Origin of the sequence: Roseinatronobacter bogoriensis DSM 18756 (assembly GCF_004366635.1) — a bacterium.
Lineage (GTDB): Bacteria > Pseudomonadota > Alphaproteobacteria > Rhodobacterales > Rhodobacteraceae > Roseinatronobacter > Roseinatronobacter bogoriensis.
Map to the genome: position 1 here is coordinate 480485 of NZ_SORN01000002.1, position 21216 is coordinate 501700.

Here is a 21216-nt window from a genome sequence, read left to right on the forward strand (position 1 = left end):
GTTTGGGCAGCATGGGATTGTGCCCCAGATGCACCAGTGGTAGCTGGAATTGGCCTGCAATGGCAACCGGAGTCGGAATGACGTTGGCCACCCTGAACAAGACCCCTGCCCTCGAATCCACAACACTGACCGTGCTGGGGATCGAAAGCAGTTGCGATGATACGGCTGCTGCGGTGATCCGTCATGCGCCGGCTGCGGCGCCCGCAATACTGTCGAATGTGGTATGGGGGCAGACAGACTTGCATGCGGATTTTGGCGGTGTTGTCCCGGAAATCGCCGCGCGCGCACATGCCGAAAAACTGGACCTCGCAGTGGAGGAAGCGCTTGCTGAGGCCTGTGTCACGCTGACCGATCTGGATGCAGTGGCGGTCACCGCAGGGCCGGGCCTGATTGGCGGCGTTCTGTCGGGTGTCATGCTGGCGCGCGGGATTGCCACCGCGACCGGCCTGCCACTTCTGGGGGTAAATCATCTGGCGGGCCATGCCCTGACACCGCGACTGACAGATGCGACGCCATTTCCTTACCTGATGCTGCTGGTGTCAGGCGGGCATTGTCAGTTCCTGCTGGTCAAAGGCGCCGACTCCTTTACGCGCCTTGGCGGCACGATCGACGACGCGCCCGGCGAAGCCTTTGACAAGGTCGCCAAATTACTGGCCCTGCCTCAACCCGGTGGCCCAAGCGTTGAAACCGCCGCGCAGAATGGTGACAGCGCACGCTTTGCCTTGCCGCGCCCTTTGCTGGACAGACCGGGCTGCGATATGTCTTTCTCTGGCCTGAAAACCGCCGTGCTGCGCACGCGCGATGCGCTTGTTGCCGAACATGGCGGATTGCGCGAACAGGATCGCGCAGATCTATGCGCCAGCTTTCAGGCCTCTGTGGCCGACCTGCTTGCGGGCAAAGCACGACGCGCGATTGCTTTGTATATGGACCTGAGCCCGGCTCAGCCGACACTTGCCGTTGCGGGCGGGGTTGCGGCCAACCAGACACTGCGCGCGGTTCTGCAGAAGGCGGCGCAAGACGCAGGCGTGCAATTTCTGGCGCCACCACTTGCCCTGTGCACAGACAATGCCGCAATGATCGCATGGGCCGGGATCGAACAGATCCGCGCTGGCAAGACCGCGCCACAGGATTTTGTGGCCCGCCCACGCTGGCCATTGGACACGGAAGCGAAGCCTCTCATCGGATCGGGCAAGAAAGGAGCAAAGGCATGAGCGTGGCAATCTTGGGCGCAGGTGCCTTTGGCACGGCGCTGGCCTGCGCCTTGGGCGATGCAACGCTATGGTGTCGCGACCCTGCACAGGCCGACAGCCTTCAGCACCAACGTGAGAACGCGGCAAAACTGCCCGGTGTACCGCTGCCCGATGGCGTGAAAGTCACCAGCGATCTTGCGCAAGTGAATGCCGAGACAGTGCTGCTGGCTATACCCATGCAACAGACCCGCCCTTTTCTGGAGGCACATGGCGAGTGTTTTCTCGAACGCCGTCTGATCGCCTGCTCCAAAGGCATTGACCTGGACCTGATGATCGGCCCGGTGGGGGTTATACGCTCGGTTCTGCCGAGTGCACATGTCGCCCTCCTGACCGGCCCGAGCTTTGCCGATGACATTGCGCGTGGACTGCCAACCGCGCTGACGCTAGCCTGTGACGAAGCAGAGTTGGGCATGGAGCTGCAGGAACAGCTGTCTACCCCGAATTTACGGCTGTATCGCAATTCAGATGTGATCGGGGCGGAACTGGGTGGCGCATTGAAAAATGTAATCGCAATTGCGGCAGGCGTCACGATAGGGGCTGGACTGGGCGAATCTGCACGCGCGGCACTGATGGCGCGGGGCTATGCCGAAATGCAGCGGCTTGCGCTGAGCCTTGGCGCACAGCCAGACACCCTGGCCGGACTGTCTGGGCTTGGCGATCTTATCCTGACCTGTGGCTCTGAGAAATCGCGTAATTTCCGCTACGGGATGGCTTTGGGACAGGGCGCAGCATTTGACAGCACAACGACAGTCGAAGGCGCGGCCACCGCACGCGCAGTTGCAAAACTGGCAAAGTCGCGCAGCCTCGACATGCCTGTAACGCGCATGGTCGCGGCGCTTGTCGAGGGATTGATTACCCTGCCAGAAGCGCTGGCCGCGCTTCTGGCCCGCCCTTTGACTGATGAATGAAAGGACTGCCTGAATGCCACTTTACATGATGCTGTGCACTGACAAACCCGGCGCGCTGGAATTGCGCAAGACCACCCGCGAGGCGCATCTGTCCTATGTCGCGCAGACGGGCTGCGTCGCGCAGGCAGGCCCGCTTCTGGATGATGCAGGCGAGATGGCCGGTTCGCTGATCGTGCTGGATGTGCCTGACATTGAGGCCGCCAAACAGTGGGGCGCGCAGGATCCCTACGCACTCGCCGGACTGTTTGAAGCCGTGCGCGTGCAGGAATGGAAAAAGGTGATCGGCTGATGCGCTACTGGCTGATGAAATCAGAGCCGGATGCATTCAGTTGGGATGACCTTGTTGCAAAGGGCGATGCGGGCGAGGAATGGGACGGGGTGCGCAACTATCAGGCCCGCAACAACATGCGCGACATGGCACTGGGGGACCGGGCATTCTTCTATCACAGCCAGAAAGACAAGGCTGTGGTCGGGGTCTGCGAGGTGATTGCCCTGTCGCACCCGGATTCCACCACAGATGACCCGCGCTGGGACTGTGTCGATGTGAAGGCGGTAAAACCCCTTTTGCGCCCGGTCACCTTGCAGATGTGTAAAGCCGACCCGCGCCTGAGCGACATGGCGCTGGTCAAGACCTCTCGGCTGTCGGTGCAGCCAGTCACGCAAGCGCAATGGGCGATTATCTGTGACATGGGCGGGATTGATCCCTGAAGGGGATTGGGGGACTGCCGTCCCCCTACGCCCCCTGCCTCAAGGGGGGTGCACCCCCCTTGAGAAACCCTGCGGATATTTGAGCAAGGATGAAAGCGCAGACGCAGTCAGGTCTGAGACTGGCGCGCGGCAAGCAGATTGCTGAGCCAGTCAGGATGCATTTCGGGCACGGATGACAACAGAAGTTCGGTATAGGGCGCATGCGGCGGGGCAAATACTTGCGCTTTCGCGCCCTGCTCGACAATCGCGCCATGCTGCATGACCACCACGTCATCGGCAATGGCGCGCACTGTGGCCAGATCATGGGTAATGAACATATAAGCCAGCCCAAGCTCGCCTTGAAGTTTGTCCAGCAAGCGCAAAATCCCTTCCTGCACGATCTGGTCAAGCGCCGATGTCACCTCGTCGCAGATGACAACTTGCGGATCGGCGGCCAGCGCGCGGGCAATCCCGATGCGTTGTTTCTGCCCCCCCGATAACTCTCCGGGCAGGCGGTCGATATAAGCGTCCGGTTCCAGCTCGATCATATCAAGAAGCGCGCGTACCCGTTCGCGCAGCGCTCGCCCTTTCAGCCCCAGATACATCTCGGCGGGCCGTCCGATGATCTCGCGCAGCGGGAGCTTCGGGTTGAGCGCAGTATCGGCCATCTGATAGATCATCTGGCATTGGCGCAATTGTGCACGGCTACGGGCACGATAATCAGGGGGCAATGCCTTGCCATCCAGAAGCACCTCACCCGCCGTTGGAGGAAGTAGCCCGGTGATCACGCGTGCGGTGGTTGATTTTCCCGACCCGCTTTCACCCACCACAGCCACTGTGCGGCCTGCGTGGATATCAAAGCTGACATTGTGCAAAACGGGTGTTTTCCCGTAAGCAGCAGTGACCCCGCGAACCGAAACGATGGGCGCATCGGTGGCCGGAGGCTGCAGGGCGCGCGCGAAGCTGCGCACAGCCCAGAGGCTTTTTGTATAGGCTGCGCGCGGGGCGGCCAGCATGGTGCGGGTATCGGCTTCTTCGACCTGCTCCCCACGAAGAAGGATCTTGATGCGGTCCGCCATCTGCGCCACCACCGCCAGATCATGGGTGATGTATATCGCCGCTGTATCAAACTGGCGCACGATGTCACGAATGGCGGCCAGAACCTCGATCTGGGTGGTCACATCCAAGGCAGTTGTGGGTTCGTCAAAGATGATCAGGTCAGGACGGCAAGCCATTGCCATTGCTGTCATTGCGCGCTGCAACTGCCCGCCTGACACCTGATGCGGATAGCGAAAACCGATCTCGGCCGGGTTTGGCAGGCGCATCTTGTCATAGAGTTTGACCGCGTCTGACTGCGCCTGCGCGCGGGTCATGACCTCATGAAACAGCGGGGCCTCGGCGTATTGATCGATCAGCTTATGCGCCGGGTTGAAACTGGCGGCTGCCGATTGCGCGACATAGGCGATGCGGCGTCCACGCAGGCTGCGCTTCCTCCGCTCTGAGGCGCTGCGCAGGTCAATCCCGTCAAAAACAATCTCACCCCCGGAAATGCGACAGCCATCGCGCGCATAGCCCATCGCGGCCAGTCCCAGTGTCGATTTTCCTGCCCCGGATTCGCCAATCAGCCCCAGAACCTCGCCACGGTGAAGGGTAAGGTCCACACCCTTGATGATGGGCAACCAAGCCTCTCCGGCGCGGCCCTCGATATGCAAATCACGAATGCTCAACAGCGGGGTGTCGGTCATGCAACTCACTCCTTCAGGCCGGATGCGCGGTGCAACTGCCAATCGACCACAAAATTTACCGCGACGGTCAGCAGGGCAATTGCGCCAGCGGGCAGAAGCGGCGTGATGTCGCCAAAGGTGATCAGCGTGGCATTGTCGCGCACCATAGAGCCCCAATCAGCCATCGGCGGTTTGATCCCCAGCCCCAGAAAAGACAGCGACGATATGGTCAGAAACACGAAACAGAAGCGCAGCCCGAATTCCGCAACCAGCGGTGCCAGCGCATTGGGCAATATCTCGCGCCGGATCAGGTACCATGACCCTTCACCCCGCAGACGCGCGGCCTCGATATAATCCATCACGACGATCCCCTGCGCCACCGAACGCGAAATGCGATAGACGCGGGTTGCATCCACTGCCGCAATGACAAGGATCAGCGTCAGCACCGAGGTGCCGAAGATTGTCAGAAGCAGCAAAGCGAAGATCAGCGAGGGAATTGCCATTAACGCATCGACAAAGCGCGACAGCACCTGGTCCAGCCAACCGCCGCGCAGGGCCGCCCAGATGCCAAGAAACGCCCCCACGACAAAGGCCAACGCGGTTGTCGCAAAGGCAATGCCGACAGTGTTGCGCGCACCATAAATCAGCCGCGACAGCATATCACGCCCCAGCCGGTCCGTGCCCAGAAGATGCGCGCCGCCCCAAGGCTGAAACTGCGCGCCCACGACCTCGCGCTCAGCAAATGGTGCAAGGAGGGGGGCAAAGACAGCAACAAACAGGTAAACGGCGACAACCATGATTCCAAACGCAGCGGTCAAAGGCATGTCGCGTGCGACAATCGCTTGATTGTGCGGCAAGGCGCGTGAAAGAGTTGCTCGAAAGACGAAGGCCAAAGTGAAACTGCCAAGCAGAAACAGGATCAGGAAAACCGGCAATGACATGCTTAACCCCGCTTCATCAGGCGGGGATTGGTCAATGTGGACAACACATCCGCCGTGAGGTTGAGCAACACATAGGCAGACGCGAAAATCAGCGCGATGGCCTGCACCACCGCAATATCACGTTTGGCCACCGAATCGACCATCAATTGCCCAAGACCGGGATAGACAAACACCACCTCGACCACGACCACGCCTGTGATCAGATAGGCCAGATTAAGGGCGATCACATTGATAATCGGGGCCAGCGCATTGGGCAGGGCATGGCGCAGAACGATCCGCAGAGGAGAGGCCCCTTTCAGGCGCGCCATCTCGATATAGGGGCTGGCCATCAGATTGATGATCGCCGCGCGCGTCATGCGCATCATATGGGCAGTGACGACCAAGGTCAGGGTCAGCGCAGGCAGAAAGCTCATATACAGCTTGTCTGCAAGGCTGCTCGCCGGGCTGATGCGCACCATTGACGGAAAATAACCGCTTTGCGCCAGCCAGAGTACCAGAATATAGGCGACGAAAAATTCGGGAAAGGAAATCGCACTCAGCGCACCCGCATTGGCAACACGATCAAAGATCGTGTTGCGCCATAGCGCGGCCAGTATTCCCAGCACCAGCGCAAGCGGCACTGCAAGCGCGGCTGCATAAAGGGCAAGGAAAAGCGTATTGCCCAAGCGCTGCTCGATCATATCGGCAATGGGACGGCGGGTCGCAAGCGAGACACCGAAGTCACCCTGCAAGGCCCCTGTCAGCCAAGCCCAATAGCGCACAGGCGCAGGGTCGTTCAGGCCAAGCTGCGCGCGCAGGGCTGCCAGTGTTTCGGGCGTAGCTGATTGCCCGAGGATCGCTGATGCCAGATCGCCCGGCAACAACTCGGTCGCGCCAAAAATCACGATAGACACCACAAACAGCGTCAGCGCGCCTAGCGCAAGACGCTGCGCAATCATCTTGAGGACCGCGTGCATTGTCCCCCCCTTTGATTGTTTTTGTTGCGCCCGCATTGGGGCGAGCCCCCCGGCCCGTGTGGTGGGCCGGGAGTGTTGTCAGATCAGGTGAACCACCAGCGTTCCACGCAACGGAACCCATCAAGGTTCCAGTTGGCCGAAATCCGTTCTGGCGTGGCCACATTCAACGCAGTTGCCATGACGTAATTGTTGTTCATGGGAATGATCACAGACCCTTCAAATGACACGATCTGCTGCATTTCATGGTACATTTCACGGCGCAGATCCTCGTCAATCTCGGATCGTGCCCTGACCAGCAATTCGTTAAACCGCTCATGTTCCCAGAAACTGTCATTCCAGCTTGAACCCGAGGCGTAGCCTGTGGTGAACATCTGGTCCTCGACTGCGCGACCGCCCCAATAGCTGGCAACAAAGGGCTTCTGCATCCAGACATTGTCCCAGTAGCCGTCATTGGGTTCACGCACCAGATCGATATTGATCCCGCATTGCCGCGCGGTTTCAGCAAATAGCGCCCCTGCATCGACCGCACCGGAGAAGGCAGCATCTGCGACATGCAAAGTGACGTTTAGACTGTCCATGCCGGCCTCGCGCAGGTGATAACGCGCGCGGTCGGGATCAAATGTCTTGGCTTCCATTTCAGCGTGGAAATAGCGGTTTGCCGGGCCAATCGGGTTGTCATTGGACACAGCTCCGTGCCCACCAAGGATTTTATCGACCATATCTTCGCGGTCGATGGCATATTTCAATGCCAGCCGCACGTTATTGTCGGAAAACGGCGCTTCGCGGCTGTCCATCGGAAAGACATAATGCGCATTGCCTGGAATGGACAGAATGCGCGCGGTGCCGCGTGCTTCCAGCATCCCGATGGTCGCCGGATCAATCTGATCTATCAGATCAACGCCGCCGGTCATCAGAGCGTTCAACCGCGCCGTGGAATCGAGGATCGAGAGGATTTCAACACGATCAAAATGCGCGCGGTCGGACTTCCAGTAATCAGGATTGCGCGTCAGGCTGGCTTGAACGCCGGGCTCATAGCTTTCCACCACATAAGGGCCACAGCCATCATAAGAGGTGGGATCAATCCGGCCATCGGTTCCGGGCATGATGGCAAGGTGATAATCCGACATCAGATAGGGGAAATCGCCATTCGGCGCGTCCAGTGTGACCACGACATTCTGACCATCCACCCGAATATCGGTGACCGGGTCAAAGAAGGTCTTGATCGCAGAGGTCGCGTCTTCTCCACGGTGGTGATTGAGTGATGCGAGCACATCTTCCGGTGTAACGGTCTTTCCAGAATGGAAAGTTACGCCCTCGCGAATCTTGAACACCCAAGTCGCGCCATCTGTGCTGTCCCAGCTTTCTGCAATCTCTGGAACAAGCTGGCCTTCGTTATTCACCTCAATCAACTGGTTGTGGCGCGACGCCGCGAAGACCTGCACATACAGGTTGTCCCAAAGCCCCGGATCAAGCGAGTCCGTGCTGGAGCCATGCCCAATGCCAATACGGAATGTGCCACCGCGCTGCGGCTCTGCATGCGCCTTGCGCATGCCCGCAGGCAGAATAAGGCCCGCAGCCCCAAGGGCAGCAGCCCCTTGCATTAATCCACGACGCGTCACGCCATGACGATTGGTCAAGTTTTTCATGTTCGTCTCCCTGTTTTCATTGTCGCCATAAGCCTTTGGCCAAGGCGCAATCATGCCCGGCTTATTGGCCGTGGCGATCCCATCTTCCCCAGATTATCATGAGGGGTTGTAACAGAATTACAACTGATTTGATGTATCTGACGCAAGGTTTAACCGCTGTCGCGCGCCAGTCAACCCTTTGGGTTGATTGATTGGTCAATCAATAATTGTCAGAGGTGGTTTATTCCCGACCGGCACGCCCTGCCCGCCCACCGCGCCGCTTGGCTAACAAGCTGTTGCGTTGTGGAAGTTCAGCCATGATCTGGCTGCGCTGGTCGGGACTCATGCGCGACCATTGGGTGATTTCGTCGATTGATCGCAAACACCCGACACACAGCCGCGCCTCAGGATGAATGATGCAGGTTTTCACGCAGGGGCTTTCAATCTCGTGTCGTTTCCATATCTGGTCAGTCATGCACCCTGCTCACTTTGGTTTCGAGAGAGATAGACGTCCGGCGTCATTCTGCCAGTGGGCAAAGCAACTGTATCAAGCATTCTTGCGACGCATCACAGCGATTCGGTCTAGCGCGCCCTGCAAGATCACCCCTGCCGCGACATGGTCAATAACTTCTGCGCGCTTGCGCCGGGAAGTGTCCGCCTCTAGCAGCGCCCGTTCGGCGGCAACTGTGGACAAGCGCTCATCCCAGAAACTGATTGGCAAGTCGGTCAAGTTGGAAAGATTGCGCGCAAATGCGCGCGTGGACTGACAGCGCGGCCCCTCCGTGCCGTCCATATTGCGCGGCAGGCCCAACACCAGCCCAGCGATGTCGCGTTCTGTGACAATTTTCAGCAAATCTACGGCATCAGCCTTGAACTTGCTGCGCCGGATGGTCTGCAATGGAGAAGCGACTGACAGCATTCTGTCAGAGACGGCAATACCGATGGTCTTTTCCCCCAGATCAAGCCCCGCCAGCGCCTGCCCCGATGGCAGAATACTGGCGAAGTCTTCAAACTGGTCAAATACCGCCATCAAGGGCCCGAAACACTAAGGCCAGCCTCTTCAGCGGCTGAATTTATCAGGGCAAGATCCTCTGCGCGCGCAGCAAACACCGTGCGCGCCTCTTGCAGAATCGCGACCGCCTGCTCATCCCGCTCCAGCACAGTTAATGCACGGATCAATTGTGCCCATTCCTCGGCAGTGCCGCCGTCATTGGCAAGCCGTGCTGACAGGCCCCCGACCATCTCTTCAATCATTTGTGCGCGTTCTTCCGGCGGCATCTGCTGCGCGGCTTCCAGATCAATGTCGTCTGGACCGCGTGCACCAGCAGGTGCAGGCCTTGGCGGAAGCTGGTAGCGAGGCTCACCAGAGATGCGCGCAAGTTCTGGAAGAGCTGCCCTGATCTCGGGCATCCAGGGCGCATCGCCGGGGCTTAGGTCATGCAATCTGCGCCAGACACGGAATGTCATATCGGGGCGCCCAGTCTGCGCATACATCCGACCCGAGTAGTAGAGGGCGATGTTATTCGTCGTATCGCGCTGCAAAATCTGCTCGATGATGCTCTCTGCCTCAGGCGAGACGAAACCACCTGTCGCGATCACCATGAGATCGAGAAGATAGGCGTAATCCTCGACACCTGCAGCATCACCCCTCAGTTCGATCACCTGCACCTGCGCTTCGATCGCGGCACGGTAATTGCCAAGGCGCGCCTCGTTCTGCGCCAAAAGGCTGAACCCGGTCACGTCTAGCGGGCGAGAGACTAATGCTTCCCGCAGTTGTTCGACCATCGGTTCCAATTCACTACGGCCCGGAAAATCTTCTGGCTCAGGAAAAGCGGCGGCGAACTCTGCCTCCATCTCTGCCTGACGCGCGCGGGTGCGGCGGATCTCGGCGGCTTCGGCGTGCCGCTCCAGCAGGGGCATGTCGGAATAGCCCGGCGCGCCGACACTGAGATACAACAAACCACCGCCTGCTACCGCAACCAAGATGGTCGCAAAGGCGATGGCTCGCATGGCCTTGGGTGCAGGGCCACCGACCGGGCGGCCACGGTCACTTTTATCCAGTTCCAGAATACGGCGCGAAACCTCAAGGCGCAGACGCTCTGCCTCTCCCTCGTCAATGGTTCCGCGCGCAAGATCATGTTCAATCTCGGTGATCTGATCGCGATACACGCGCATTGCGCGTTCCGTCCCGTCAGCGGCTGCTGCCTGCCCCGCCCGCGACATAGCGCGCAACAAGATCACGCCCACCAAAAGCGCGATAACAAAGAAACCAGCGCTCTGAACAAAAAAGCTCATTCTTCCTCCTGACAGTTAGCGCTTCTCTATCCTGTCTTGCCCAGACGCAAAAGCCGAAATCCCACATGCGCCCCTCACATTTGGGCAACCGCGACGGCAGGTCGCAGCTTTGGGCAATTTCGGTTTTCGTCGCCCAAGTGACGCTTCTGGAAAACTTCCGCGCTCTGCTGTAGGCGACACAGCACACACCGCCCTGACGCAGGAGTCGCCCGCGCATGACACGTTATTCTGCCTTTGCCATCGCCAGAGAGGCCTTTCGCCAGCAGAGCGGCTGGAAACAGGCTTGGTCCAGTCCCGAACCGAAACAAGACTATGATGTCGTGATTGTCGGCGCAGGCGGGCATGGGCTGGCCACGGCCTATTACCTGGGTCGCCGCTTCGGGATCAAGAATGTCGCGGTCATTGAAAAAGGCTGGCTGGGCGGCGGAAATACCGGGCGCAACACCACGATCATCCGGTCGAACTATCTGCAAGACCCTTCGGCGGCGATCTATGAGAAATCACGCAGCCTGTATGAAACACTGTCGCAGGAATTGAACTACAATATCATGTTCAGCCCCCGCGGCGTCATGATGCTGGCCCAGACCGAGCATGAAAAACGCGGCTATCTGCGGACCGAGCGTGCAAATGCGCTGCAAGGGGTTGAAACACGCTTCATCCAGCCCGCCGAGGTCAAGAAGCTTGTGCCGATCATCAATCTGAATGGCCCGCGCTACCCTGTGCTGGGGGCATTGTGGCAAGCGCGCGGCGGCACTGCGCGCCATGATGCGGTGGCTTGGGGCTATGCGCGCGCCTGCTCTGATATGGGGATGCATATCATCGAGCAATGCGCGGTCACGGGCGTCGAGTCCGAAAATGGCACGGTCAGCGCTGTGAATACGACCAAAGGCAGAATTGGCTGCAAGAAGCTGGGCATTGTCGTGGCGGGCCATTCGGGTGCGCTGGCCGATATGGCGGGCTTTCGCCTGCCTGTCGAATCCGTGGCGCTTCAGGCGCTGGTATCAGAACCGATCAAGCCCTGCATGGATGTGGTCGTGATGGCCAATACGGTGCATGGTTACATGTCGCAATCCGACAAGGGCGAGATGGTCATTGGTGGTGGCGCGGACGGGTTCAACAACTACACGCAGCGCGGGTCGTGGCACCATATCGAGGAAACCGTGCGCGCATTGGTCGAAACCTTCCCCATGATCTCGCGGTTGAAAATGCTACGCCAATGGGGCGGGATTGTGGATATGACCGGCGACCGCTCGCCCATCATCTCAAAAACACCGCTGGGGAATTGCTTTATCAATTGCGGCTGGGGCACCGGCGGGTTCAAGGCCATTCCCGGCTCTGGCTGGGCCACGGCAGAGCTGATCGCCAAGGGAGAGCCGGGACCATTGAGCGCCGAATTTTCGATGACCCGATTCCGCGAGGGCCGCTTTATCGACGAGTCGGTGGCGGCAGGGGTGGCGCATTGACGCAGCCCCATGAAATAACGGCAAAATCTTGCCAGAAACGGTGTCGCCCTATGGTGAAATTCAAAAATTCATGCATACATCCCCTCATATCTCATCAGGAGGGATCATGCGTAACACACTCGAAAGATTCGTCGCGCGGATACAGGCAAGCCCGCACAAACTGGCAGGTTTTGGCCTTGGGCTTGTTCTGCCGCTCATGCTGGTTGCCGTATTCTGGGCACAGGCCGATGGGGGCCTTGGCGGTCCATTGGTGGACCCGCGCCCGCCTGCATTTATTGTGTTTACTGACTGACTCGCAGGCGCGCCCTGCCAAAAGGAGGGTCGCGCCATGCTGCTGTTAACCTGCCCCTGCTGCGGCGTCACAGCCGAAGAAACCGAATTCTCTCCGGGGGGCGAGGCGCATCTGAAGCGCTTCGGCCCTGGGTCTTCGGATGACGACTATGAAACTTACATGTTTCAACGCAAGAATCCGCGCGGAGTGCATTTCGAGCGCTGGCGCCATGCCTATGGCTGCGGAAAATGGTTTCTTGCCGCGCGCGACACCATGACCCTCGAAGTATTTGGGACATACCCCGCCCAGACCACCGAGCCCCCGCCCGAGATCATTGCCAAGATCAAACAGAAACGCCCGGAATGGGAGGGGTTTAAATGAGTCATCGTCTTGCCACTGGCGGCCGGCTGATTGATCGTGCCCAAGAGCAGAAATTCACCTTCAATGGAAAGACCATGCGGGGCTTCAAGGGCGATACGCTCGCCGCAAGCCTGCTGGCGAATGGTCAGGTGCTTCTGGGACGGTCTTTCAAATATCACCGGCCGCGCGGTGTCGTTGCCTCTGGTGCTGAAGAACCCAACGCGCTGGTCGGGCTTGGGCGCGGTGACAGCTATGAGCCGAACCAACGCACCACCACGACCGAATTGTTCGATGGGCTGGTTGCAGAAAGCCAGAACCACTGGCCCAACCTGAATTTCGATCTGCTGGCGCTGAACAATCTGGTGCCGCAATTCCTGACGGCGGGGTTTTACTACAAGACCTTCATCCAGCCGCGTGCCTTCTGGAAGCATGTCTATGAACCCATCATCCGCCGTTCTGCCGGGCTGGGCAAGGCACCTGCAACAACAGCAAAAGACCCCGACCGCTACGAACAGATTTATGCATTTTGCGATGTGCTTGTCATTGGTGGTGGGATTGCCGGGCTACAGGCCGCGCTGAGCGCTGCACAGGCGGGCGCAAAAGTCATGCTGTGGGAACAGACCGCATATTGGGGCGGTCGCGCGCCCGTTGACATGGTCGAAATTGATGGCGAGCCAGCAGATGTCTGGATCAGGAGAACCGTTGAAACCCTTGAAAACATGCCAAATGTTCAAACGCGCCTGCGCTGCATGGGTGCGGGTGTCCATGATCATGGCTATGTTTTGGGATATGAGCGTGTGGCCGACCACATCCCGACCTCTGACGCCCCGCGTCACCGTTTGTGGCGGATGCGCGCGGGCCAGATCGTAACCGCCACCGGCGCGATCGAACGGCCCTTGTCCTTTGCGGGCAATGATGTGCCAGGTGTGATGCTGGCCAGTGCCATGCGCGATTATGTCGTCAATTTCGCTGTTGCGCCTGGCAAGGAGGTGGTTGTTGTTACCAATAACGACGATGCCTATCGTACAGCGATCACGCTGCGAAAAGCAGGCGTGGGGGTGGCTGCGGTGGTTGATGCCCGTCAAGACCCCCAAGGTGCCCTGCCAATGCACGCCCGTGAACTGGGAATTCGTATCCTGACAGGCAAAGGCATACGCAAGGTCAAGGGCGGCAAGCGCGTTACTGGGGTCGAGATTTGCCGGATTGACAGCAAGGGAACGGCCTATACCGACAAATTGGATTGTGATGCGGTCGCCATGTCGGGCGGTTGGTCACCGGTTGTGCATCTGTGGTCGCATTGCGGCGGCAAGCTGATCTGGGACGAGGATGGCAGCTTCTTCCGCCCCGACCCTGACCGTCCCCCGCTGGGCGCAAATGGTTCAGGTTTTGTGCAGACCTGCGGTTCAGCCGCAGGCCAGATGGGTGCAGTGCTGGCAGATGCACATGCATCAGCCATCAAGGCGGCCGAAGCACTTGGAACGACAGTGGCAGCCGCTGCCGCGCCTGCCACGGACACCATGCCCGATGCCGCACCGATGGAACCGGTCTGGATGATGCCGCGCAATGCGGAATATGACCTGCGCATGAAAATGTGGCTGGATTTCCAGAATGATGTGAAGGTCGCTGATGTGCAACTGGCGGCGCGCGAAGGCTATCAATCGGTTGAGCACACCAAGCGCTACACCACGCTGGGCATGGCAACAGATCAAGGCAAGCTAAGTAATATCAATGGCTTGGCAATTCTTTCTGATGCATTGGGTCAACCGATCCCCGCGACCGGCACCACCACATTCCGCCCCCCCTATACGCCCATTTCGCTTGCCGCGATTGCAGGTGAGGCGCGCGGCACCGTGTTCCAACCGCTGCGCCGCACCCCATTGCATGACTGGCACACGGAAAATGGCGCGGATTGGGAGCCTGTCGGGCAATGGCGCAGGCCCTATACCTACCGCCAAGCAGGCGAAAGCCGCCATGATGCCGTGAACCGTGAAGTCAAGAATACGCGCCAGAACATAGGCTTGCTGGACGCTTCTACACTTGGAAAAATTCTGGTCAGCGGGCCGGATGCGGGCCGTTTTCTGGACATGCTCTACACCAATATGATGAGCACGCTGAAGCCCGGAAAATGCCGCTACGGCCTGATGTGTAATGAAAACGGCTTTTTGATGGATGATGGCGTTGTCGCCCGGATTGATGAGCAGTCGTTCCTTGTGCACACCACATCTGGTGGGGCCGATCACATTCATGCCTGGATGGAAGACTGGCTGCAATGCGAATGGTGGGACTGGAAAGTGCACACCGTCAATCTGACCGAGCAATTCGCACAGATTGCAGTTGTCGGGCCAAAGGCGCGCACGCTGCTGGAACGTCTGGGCGGCATGGATGTCAGCCGCGAGGCCCTGCCCTTCATGGAGTGGCGCGACGGCAAGCTTGGTGCCTTTGATGTCCGTGTGTTCCGCATCAGCTTTTCCGGCGAATTGAGCTTCGAGATCGCCGTCCCTGCCAGCCAGGGCCGCGCTTTCTGGGACAAGTTGATGGAAGAGGGCAAAGACCTGGGCATCATGCCCTATGGGACTGAGGCGCTGCATATCCTGCGCGCTGAAAAAGGTTTCATCATGATCGGTGATGAAACCGACGGCACAGTTATCCCGCAAGACCTTGGCCTGAACTGGGCCATCAGCAAGAAGAAAGAGGATTTCCTTGGCAAGCGCGGGATGGAACGCGAAGCCATGATCGACCCCATGCGTTGGAAACTGGTCGGGTTGGAGACGCTCGACGGCTCGGTGCTGCCGCATGGGGCACTGGCTGTGCGCGCGGGCAAGAATACCAATGGGCAGGCCATAACCGAAGGGCGCGTGACCTCGACCTATTATTCCGCAACACTTGGGCGCGGCATTGCCATGGGGTTGGTTGAACGCGGGCCAGAGCGGATGGGAGAGGAAATCTCCTTCGCGGGGGAAGGCGACAAACGCATCACCGCCCGGATCATTGATCCGGTGCTGTATGACAAGGAAGGCGAGAAGCAGAATGTCTGATCTGGCACAAAGCGCGCTGCCCGGCGCAGAGTTCGAAGGTTTCGTCACCATCCGTGAAGCAGGCTTGCAGGGTATGGTTACCCTGCGCGCTGACCTTGCTGCCAAGCCCGTCATCAAGGCGATCAAAGATGCCACTGGATGCGCCATACCCAAACAGCGCCGCGTCACCTTGGGCGAGGCCGCAAGCGTCGCATGGATGAGCCCGGATGAGGTGATGATATTCTGCGCGCATGACAAGGCGGCCAGCATTGCCAGCGCGCTTGCCACAGCGCTAAAGGGCAGCTTTGCGACGGTCGCTGTCGTATCCGATGCGCGTGCCGTGTTTTCAGTGCAGGGCGCGGCATGGCGCGACGCGCTGGCGAAAATCTGCCCGGTGGATTTCAGCACCCTGAGCGAAGGGGACATCCGCCGCACCCGTGCGGCACAGGTCGCCGCTGCAATCTGGGTTTCGGGTAAGGAGGAGGCAACACTGGTCTGTTTCCAGTCTGTTGCGGGCTATATGTTCGATCTGCTTTCGACTGTTAGCGCAAAGGGATCAGAGCCTGATCTGTATCGCTTACCCACAGAAACTTCGTAGTTATTTTTCGCTGCCCCTTGACCTGCGGCGGCTCAAGCCCCTTATTCAGGGCAGCGAGATGAAAATAACATACGAGGATAATATGGCTTTTACCCTTCCTGATCTTCCCTACGCGCATGATGCACTTGCCGATCTGGGCATGAGCGCAGAGACGCTGGAGTTTCACCACGACATTCACCACAAGGCCTATGTCGATAACGGGAACAAGCTGATCGCAGGCACCGAGTGGGAAGGCAAATCTGTCGAGGATATCATCACCGGCACCTATCAGGCAGGCGCAGTGGCGCAGTCTGGCATCTTCAACAATGCCAGCCAGCACTGGAACCACGTGCAGTTCTGGGAGATGATGGGTCCGGGCACTGGCGGTATGCCGGGTGAGCTGGAAAAGGCACTGACAGAAAGCTTCGGCTCGGTTGACAAGTTCAAGGAAGAATTTGCCGCAGCGGGTGCAGGTCAGTTCGGGTCAGGCTGGTGCTGGTTGGTCAAGGACAAGGATGGGTCGCTGAAGGTCACCAAGACTGAAAACGGCGTCAACCCGCTGTGCTTCGGGCAGACAGCGCTTTTGGGCTGCGATGTGTGGGAGCACAGCTATTACATCGACTTCCGCAACAAGCGTCCGGCTTACCTGAGCAACTTCCTTGAGAAGCTGGTAAACTGGGAAAACGTTGCTTCACGCATGTGATTGCGATTGATGGAATGCAAAACGGGGGCGCTTGAGCGCCCCCGTTTTCATTTTATTCCAGACCAGTCGCGACAGCGCCAAGCCAACGGCGCAGCCAGTGTCACGCCATGCGCTTGCCAGATGCCCGGTCAAAGGGGTGCAGTTTCCCGCGCGGCAGGCTGAAAGTCAGCTTGGCCCCCTCTGCCACATCCGGGACATGCGGCAGGCGTGCGACGATCATGTCGTCATGCCCGTCAAACCGCAAATGCAGATGGCTTTCGGCACCGGCAGGTTCCAGCAACATTAGCGTCCCCGTCAGGCTGATTTCTCCATCCTTCGGCGCGGCAAGCGACAGATCTTCAGGGCGAATGCCGATCAGATCGGCTTGCGTGGGCACATGCGACAGCGCCTCGGCGGAAACAAGGCCGCGCAGATACTCGGACGATAGCATGTTCATGGCCGGTGACCCGATGAACCCGGCGACAAAGGTCGTCGCGGGACGGGAATACAATTCCATAGGCGTGCCAACCTGTTCAATCTGCCCCCCGTTCAACACGACAAGGCGGTCAGCCATTGTCAGCGCTTCCAACTGGTCATGGGTGACATAAAGCGAGGTCGTGCCAAGGCGCTTTTGCAACTGGCGGATCTCGACCCGCATCTGCACGCGCAGTTTCGCATCAAGATTGGACAGCGGTTCGTCAAACAGAAAGGCCGCGGGTTCGCGCACCAGCGCACGCCCCATTGCGACCCTCTGGCGCTGCCCGCCCGACAGTTGGCGCGGTTTGCGGTCCAGGAACTGGCCTATTTCCAGCATCTGGGCGGCCTCATTGACGCGCCGTTGAATTTCGGACTTTGCAAAGCCACGATTTTTCAGCCCATAAGCAAGATTGTTATAGACGGTCATATGCGGGTAAAGCGCGTAATTCTGAAACACCATCGCAATATCACGATCTGCGGGTTCCAGATTGTTAACCACCCGATCACCAATTTTCAGGCTGCCCTCGCTGATCGTCTCCAGACCTGCCACCATGCGCAGAAGCGTGGATTTCCCGCAGCCCGATGGGCCGACCAGCACAATCATCTCGCCATCGGCGATATCCAGATTAACGCCCGTTACAGCACGGACACCGCCTGTATAGACCTTGCCCAGATTATCCATGAAAATGGATGCCATGTCTTATTTCTCCGTCTCGGTCAGGCCTTTGACAAACAGGCGCTGCATGAACAGGATCACGAGGATCGGTGGAAGCGCGGCCAGCACAACAGTGGCCATGACCAGATGCCAGAGCGGTTCCGAGTCGCCGCCCGTAACCATGCGCTGAATGCCCATAACAATCGTGTAGTATTCAGGGTCCGTGGTGATCAGAAGCGGCCATAGATACTGGTTCCAGCCATAGATGAACATGATCACGAACAGCGCCGCGATATTGGTGATCGACAAGGGCATCAGAATATCCTTGAAGAATTTCATCGGCCCTGCCCCGTCCACGCGTGCCGCTTCCATCAATTCTTCAGGCACTGTCATAAAGAACTGACGGAACAGGAATGTTGCCGTGGCGCTTGCAATCAGCGGGATCGACAGGCCCGCGAAGCTGTTCAGCATTCCCAGATCAGCCACCACCTGAAAGGTTGGCACGATACGCACCTCTACTGGCAGCATCAGCGTCAGGAAGATGACCCAGAAAAAGAAGATGCGGAAAGGAAAGCGGAAATAGACGATGGCAAAGGCGGATAGCAACGAGATGGACAGCTTGCCCAAAGTGATCGCCATGGCCATGACGAAACTGTTCCACAGCATCCCACCGATTGGCGGCGTCCCCGCGCGCGAGCGCCCTTCGGTGATGACGGTCTTGTAGTTTTCCAGCGCATTCGGGCCGGGCAAAAGCGGCATCACACCACGAATGAATGTGCCCGGCGGATGGGTCGAGGCGATGATGGCCACATAGACCGGAAAGATCACGATGGCCACGCCAAGGATCAGAACCAGATGGGCGAAAAAATTGCCCCAGCGATTGTTTTCAACCATGTTTCCGGCCCCTTCAGTAATTCACGCGCCGCTCGATATAGCGGAACTGGATGACGGTCAGCACAATAACGATAGCCATCAGGATGACCGATTGCGCGGCGGAAGAGCCGAGGTTCAGGTTCACAAACCCGTCCCGATAGACCTTGTAGACCAGAATATTCGTGGCCTGCGCTGGCCCGCCTTCGGTTGTGGCATGGATCACGCCGAATGTATCGAACATGGCATAGACAACATTTACCACCATCAGAAAGAAGGTGATCGGCGACAATAGCGGGAAAACGATTGTCCAAAAGCGCTTGAACCGACTGGCCCCGTCTATCGCGGCGGCCTCGATCAGCGAATGCGGGATGGATTGCAAACCAGCAAGGAAAAACAGAAAATTATAGCTGATCTGCTTCCATGCAGCGGCGATGATCACAAGGATCATGGCATCGGTGCTGGACGACCGGTGATTCCAGTCATACCCAAACCCCTTGAGCATATAGGGCATGATCCCGATCGAGGGGTTGAAGATGAACCACCACAGCACCCCTGCGATGGCGGGTGCAACTGCGTAGGGCCACACCAGAAAGGTGGTATAACTGTCGCGCGAACGGATCATACGATTGACCATGACCGCGAATAGCAGCGCCACGGACATGGACAGGAATGTTGTGCCAAGGCTGAAAACCAAAGTCACCTTGAGCGAATTCAGATAAAGCGGATCAGCAAAGAGCCGGTTGAAATTGTCGAACCAGACAAAATTGGTCCGCAGACCAAAAATATCCTGTCTGAGAAAAGACTGATAAAGCGCCTGACTTGCAGGCCAGATGAAAAAGATCAGCGTGATGATCACCTGTGGGGCCAGCAAGGCATAGGGCAGCCATTTGCTGGAAAAGGTCATGCGCTTTGTCTGCATGGGATTTGGCCTTGATCTGCGGTTAAAAACAGTGCCCCCGGACCTGCGATCCGGGGGCACTCGCCTGAGAAGTGTGCTTAGTTAAGCCCAGCTTCGAATTGGCGCAGCAAGTCATTGCCACGGCGCACGGCGTCATTTGTCGCCTGTTCACCTGTTTTTGCACCTGTCATGACAGCTTCCATCTCTTCCGAGATGACATCGCGGATCTGCACGAAATTACCGAAGCGAAGCCCGCGAGAATTCTCGGTCGGCTCGTTCAGGGTCATTTGCAGGATCGACGTATCGGCACCGGGGTTTTCGTCGTAATACCCCTGTTCACGCGTCAGATCGAAAGAAGCCTGCGTAATCGGAAGATAGCCAGTGTCCTGGTGCCACTCTGCCTGCACTTCGGGCTGAGAGAGGTATTCGAAGAAGCGTGCAACCCCTTCATACTCCTCGTCCGACTTGCCAGTCAGCACCCACAAGGTTGCGCCACCGATGACCGAGTTCTGAGGTGCGCCCTCAACATCATCATAATGGGGCTGGAAGCCGAAGCCGACATTGAAATCCGTGTTGCGCAGAACGCCTGCGCGGCTGGCGGACGACCCAAAGACAATTGCGCATTCACCTGCATAGAATGCAGGAAATGCATCAGGGCCAGGGCCAGGGCCACCCCAACGGAACGCGCCCGCATCCTGCCATGCTTTCAGATTGTCCCAATGGCGGGCGACCAGTTCGTTATTGAAGACGAATTCTGTCTCGAACCCTTCGAAACCGTTGGCCAAAGTGCCCAGTGGAATGTTGTGCCATGCGCTGAAATTCTCCAGCATGACCCAGCTTGGCCAAGAGGTGGTGAACCCGCAAGGCGCAGCACCGGATTCCAGAATCGCAATAGAGGCTGCCTCAACATCCGCCCAGGTTGCAGGCGGGGTTTCCGGGTCCAGTCCAGCGGCCTCGAACACATCCTTGTTGTAATACATGATCGGGGTGGACGAATTGAACGGGAAAGACAGCATGTTGCCATTCGGATCAGTGTAATAGCTGACAACAGCAGGCAGATAGGCTTCCGGGTCAAACGGCACGCCCTTGTCTTCCATCAACTGGTAGATCGGGTAGATCGCGCCCTCGGCTGCCATCATGGTGCCGGTGCCAACTTCGAAAACCTGCACGATATGCGGCTGCTGATTCGCGCGGAACGCAGCGATCGCGCCAGTCATCGTTTCAGTATAGGTGCCGCGAAAGCTGGGGCGGACAACGAAATCGCTCTGGCTGGCGTTAAACCCTTCGGCCACACCTTCCAGCAATTCGCCCAATTCGCCACCTAGGGCGTGCCACCACTCGATGGTGACCTGAGCGTTTGCCAGAACCGGCGACAGTGCTGTGCTTGCTGCAAGGCAAGCCCCGTAGACATGTTTCTTCATGATACCCTCCCTTTGGAGATAGCAATTTCATTGGCATGTTGATCGCGAACCCCGTTGGCAGCCCGCTTGCTATCTGAAGTAAACTCGCATTGTAACAATCATAAGACAAGACAATTTATTGGCGATACACCATAACAGT

21 protein-coding genes are annotated in these 21216 nt (G+C 58.3%); 10 read left to right on the top strand and 11 right to left on the bottom strand.

From position 1 onward, the window contains the following. Positions 1-77: 77 nt before the first annotated feature. From tsaD to EV660_RS07105, 4 genes are read left to right on the top strand one after another with little or no spacing between them, the layout of a single operon-like run. Positions 78-1211, top strand: a complete 1134-nt coding sequence (tsaD, locus tag EV660_RS07090; RefSeq protein ID WP_071480998.1) for a tRNA (adenosine(37)-N6)-threonylcarbamoyltransferase complex transferase subunit TsaD — start codon at positions 78-80, stop codon at positions 1209-1211. Continuing rightward, positions 1208-2158, top strand: a complete 951-nt coding sequence (locus EV660_RS07095; RefSeq protein WP_071480999.1) for an NAD(P)H-dependent glycerol-3-phosphate dehydrogenase — start codon at positions 1208-1210, stop codon at positions 2156-2158. Before tsaD ends, EV660_RS07095 begins: the two co-directional genes overlap by 4 nt. Positions 2159-2171: 13 nt before the next feature. Beyond that, a complete protein-coding gene (locus EV660_RS07100; protein WP_071481000.1) occupies positions 2172-2447 on the top strand; it encodes a YciI family protein in 276 nt (91 codons plus the stop codon). Beyond that, positions 2447-2866, top strand: a complete 420-nt coding sequence (locus tag EV660_RS07105) for an EVE domain-containing protein (RefSeq protein WP_071481001.1) — start codon at positions 2447-2449, stop codon at positions 2864-2866. The genes EV660_RS07100 and EV660_RS07105 overlap by 1 nt, the downstream gene beginning before the upstream one ends. 107 nt (positions 2867-2973) lie before the next feature. Here EV660_RS07105 and EV660_RS07110 read toward each other — a convergent pair whose 3' ends face one another. The 7 genes from EV660_RS07110 to ccmI all read right to left on the bottom strand — a co-directional run bounded on the left by EV660_RS07110 (position 2974) and on the right by ccmI (position 10386). Then, positions 2974-4590: an ABC transporter ATP-binding protein gene (locus EV660_RS07110; RefSeq protein WP_071481002.1), complete on the bottom strand. Its 1617-nt coding sequence runs from the start codon at positions 4588-4590 to the stop codon at positions 2974-2976. 5 nt (positions 4591-4595) lie between these two features. Beyond that, positions 4596-5510 carry an ABC transporter permease gene (locus EV660_RS07115; RefSeq protein WP_084634916.1) on the bottom strand — a complete coding sequence of 305 codons (915 nt, stop codon included), beginning with the start codon at positions 5508-5510 and terminating at the stop codon, positions 4596-4598. Positions 5511-5512: 2 nt separating this feature from the next. Further along, positions 5513-6466: an ABC transporter permease gene (locus EV660_RS07120; RefSeq protein ID WP_071481003.1), complete on the bottom strand. Its 954-nt coding sequence runs from the start codon at positions 6464-6466 to the stop codon at positions 5513-5515. A gap of 83 nt (positions 6467-6549) precedes the next feature. After that, positions 6550-8112 (bottom strand): ABC transporter substrate-binding protein, encoded by a 1563-nt coding sequence (locus EV660_RS07125; RefSeq protein ID WP_071482172.1) that lies wholly within the window; start codon positions 8110-8112, stop codon positions 6550-6552. A gap of 220 nt (positions 8113-8332) precedes the next feature. Beyond that, a complete protein-coding gene (locus tag EV660_RS07130; RefSeq protein WP_084634918.1) occupies positions 8333-8566 on the bottom strand; it encodes a DUF1289 domain-containing protein in 234 nt (77 codons plus the stop codon). Between the two features lie 72 nt (positions 8567-8638). Continuing rightward, positions 8639-9121 carry a Holliday junction resolvase RuvX gene (gene ruvX / locus EV660_RS07135; RefSeq protein WP_071481004.1) on the bottom strand — a complete coding sequence of 161 codons (483 nt, stop codon included), beginning with the start codon at positions 9119-9121 and terminating at the stop codon, positions 8639-8641. Then, complete coding sequence (gene ccmI, locus EV660_RS07140; protein WP_071481005.1) at positions 9121-10386, bottom strand: c-type cytochrome biogenesis protein CcmI; 1266 nt, start codon at positions 10384-10386, stop codon at positions 9121-9123. Before ccmI ends, ruvX begins: the two co-directional genes overlap by 1 nt. A gap of 215 nt (positions 10387-10601) precedes the next feature. Here ccmI and EV660_RS07145 point away from each other — a divergent pair, with 215 nt between their 5' ends. The 6 genes from EV660_RS07145 to EV660_RS07170 all read left to right on the top strand — a co-directional run bounded on the left by EV660_RS07145 (position 10602) and on the right by EV660_RS07170 (position 16774). Beyond that, the gene (locus tag EV660_RS07145) at positions 10602-11849 is read left to right on the top strand and encodes a sarcosine oxidase subunit beta family protein (RefSeq protein WP_071481006.1); all 1248 of its coding nucleotides are present in this window, start codon (positions 10602-10604) and stop codon (positions 11847-11849) included. A gap of 106 nt (positions 11850-11955) precedes the next feature. Next, entirely contained in the window at positions 11956-12141 is a 186-nt protein-coding gene (locus EV660_RS07150) for a hypothetical protein (RefSeq protein WP_071481007.1), read from the top strand. 36 nt (positions 12142-12177) lie between these two features. Continuing rightward, complete coding sequence (locus EV660_RS07155; protein ID WP_071481008.1) at positions 12178-12501, top strand: sarcosine oxidase subunit delta; 324 nt, start codon at positions 12178-12180, stop codon at positions 12499-12501. Next, positions 12498-15515, top strand: a complete 3018-nt coding sequence (locus EV660_RS07160) for a sarcosine oxidase subunit alpha family protein (protein ID WP_071481009.1) — start codon at positions 12498-12500, stop codon at positions 15513-15515. Before EV660_RS07155 ends, EV660_RS07160 begins: the two co-directional genes overlap by 4 nt. Next, the gene (locus tag EV660_RS07165; RefSeq protein WP_071481010.1) at positions 15508-16092 is read left to right on the top strand and encodes a sarcosine oxidase subunit gamma; all 585 of its coding nucleotides are present in this window, start codon (positions 15508-15510) and stop codon (positions 16090-16092) included. The genes EV660_RS07160 and EV660_RS07165 overlap by 8 nt, the downstream gene beginning before the upstream one ends. Before the next feature lie 82 nt (positions 16093-16174). Continuing rightward, positions 16175-16774 (top strand): superoxide dismutase, encoded by a 600-nt coding sequence (locus EV660_RS07170; protein WP_071482173.1) that lies wholly within the window; start codon positions 16175-16177, stop codon positions 16772-16774. A gap of 100 nt (positions 16775-16874) precedes the next feature. Here EV660_RS07170 and EV660_RS07175 read toward each other — a convergent pair whose 3' ends face one another. From EV660_RS07175 to ugpB, 4 genes are all read right to left on the bottom strand, one after another. Further along, positions 16875-17927 (bottom strand): sn-glycerol-3-phosphate import ATP-binding protein UgpC, encoded by a 1053-nt coding sequence (locus tag EV660_RS07175; protein ID WP_071481011.1) that lies wholly within the window; start codon positions 17925-17927, stop codon positions 16875-16877. A 3-nt stretch (positions 17928-17930) separates the two neighbouring features. Further along, positions 17931-18779, bottom strand: coding sequence for a sn-glycerol-3-phosphate ABC transporter permease UgpE (gene ugpE / locus EV660_RS07180; protein WP_071481012.1), 849 nt, complete (start codon positions 18777-18779; stop codon positions 17931-17933). A 13-nt stretch (positions 18780-18792) separates the two neighbouring features. After that, complete coding sequence (gene ugpA, locus EV660_RS07185) at positions 18793-19677, bottom strand: sn-glycerol-3-phosphate ABC transporter permease UgpA (protein ID WP_071481013.1); 885 nt, start codon at positions 19675-19677, stop codon at positions 18793-18795. Positions 19678-19754: 77 nt separating this feature from the next. After that, positions 19755-21077, bottom strand: a complete 1323-nt coding sequence (ugpB, locus tag EV660_RS07190) for a sn-glycerol-3-phosphate ABC transporter substrate-binding protein UgpB (protein WP_071481014.1) — start codon at positions 21075-21077, stop codon at positions 19755-19757. Positions 21078-21216 lie beyond the last annotated feature (139 nt).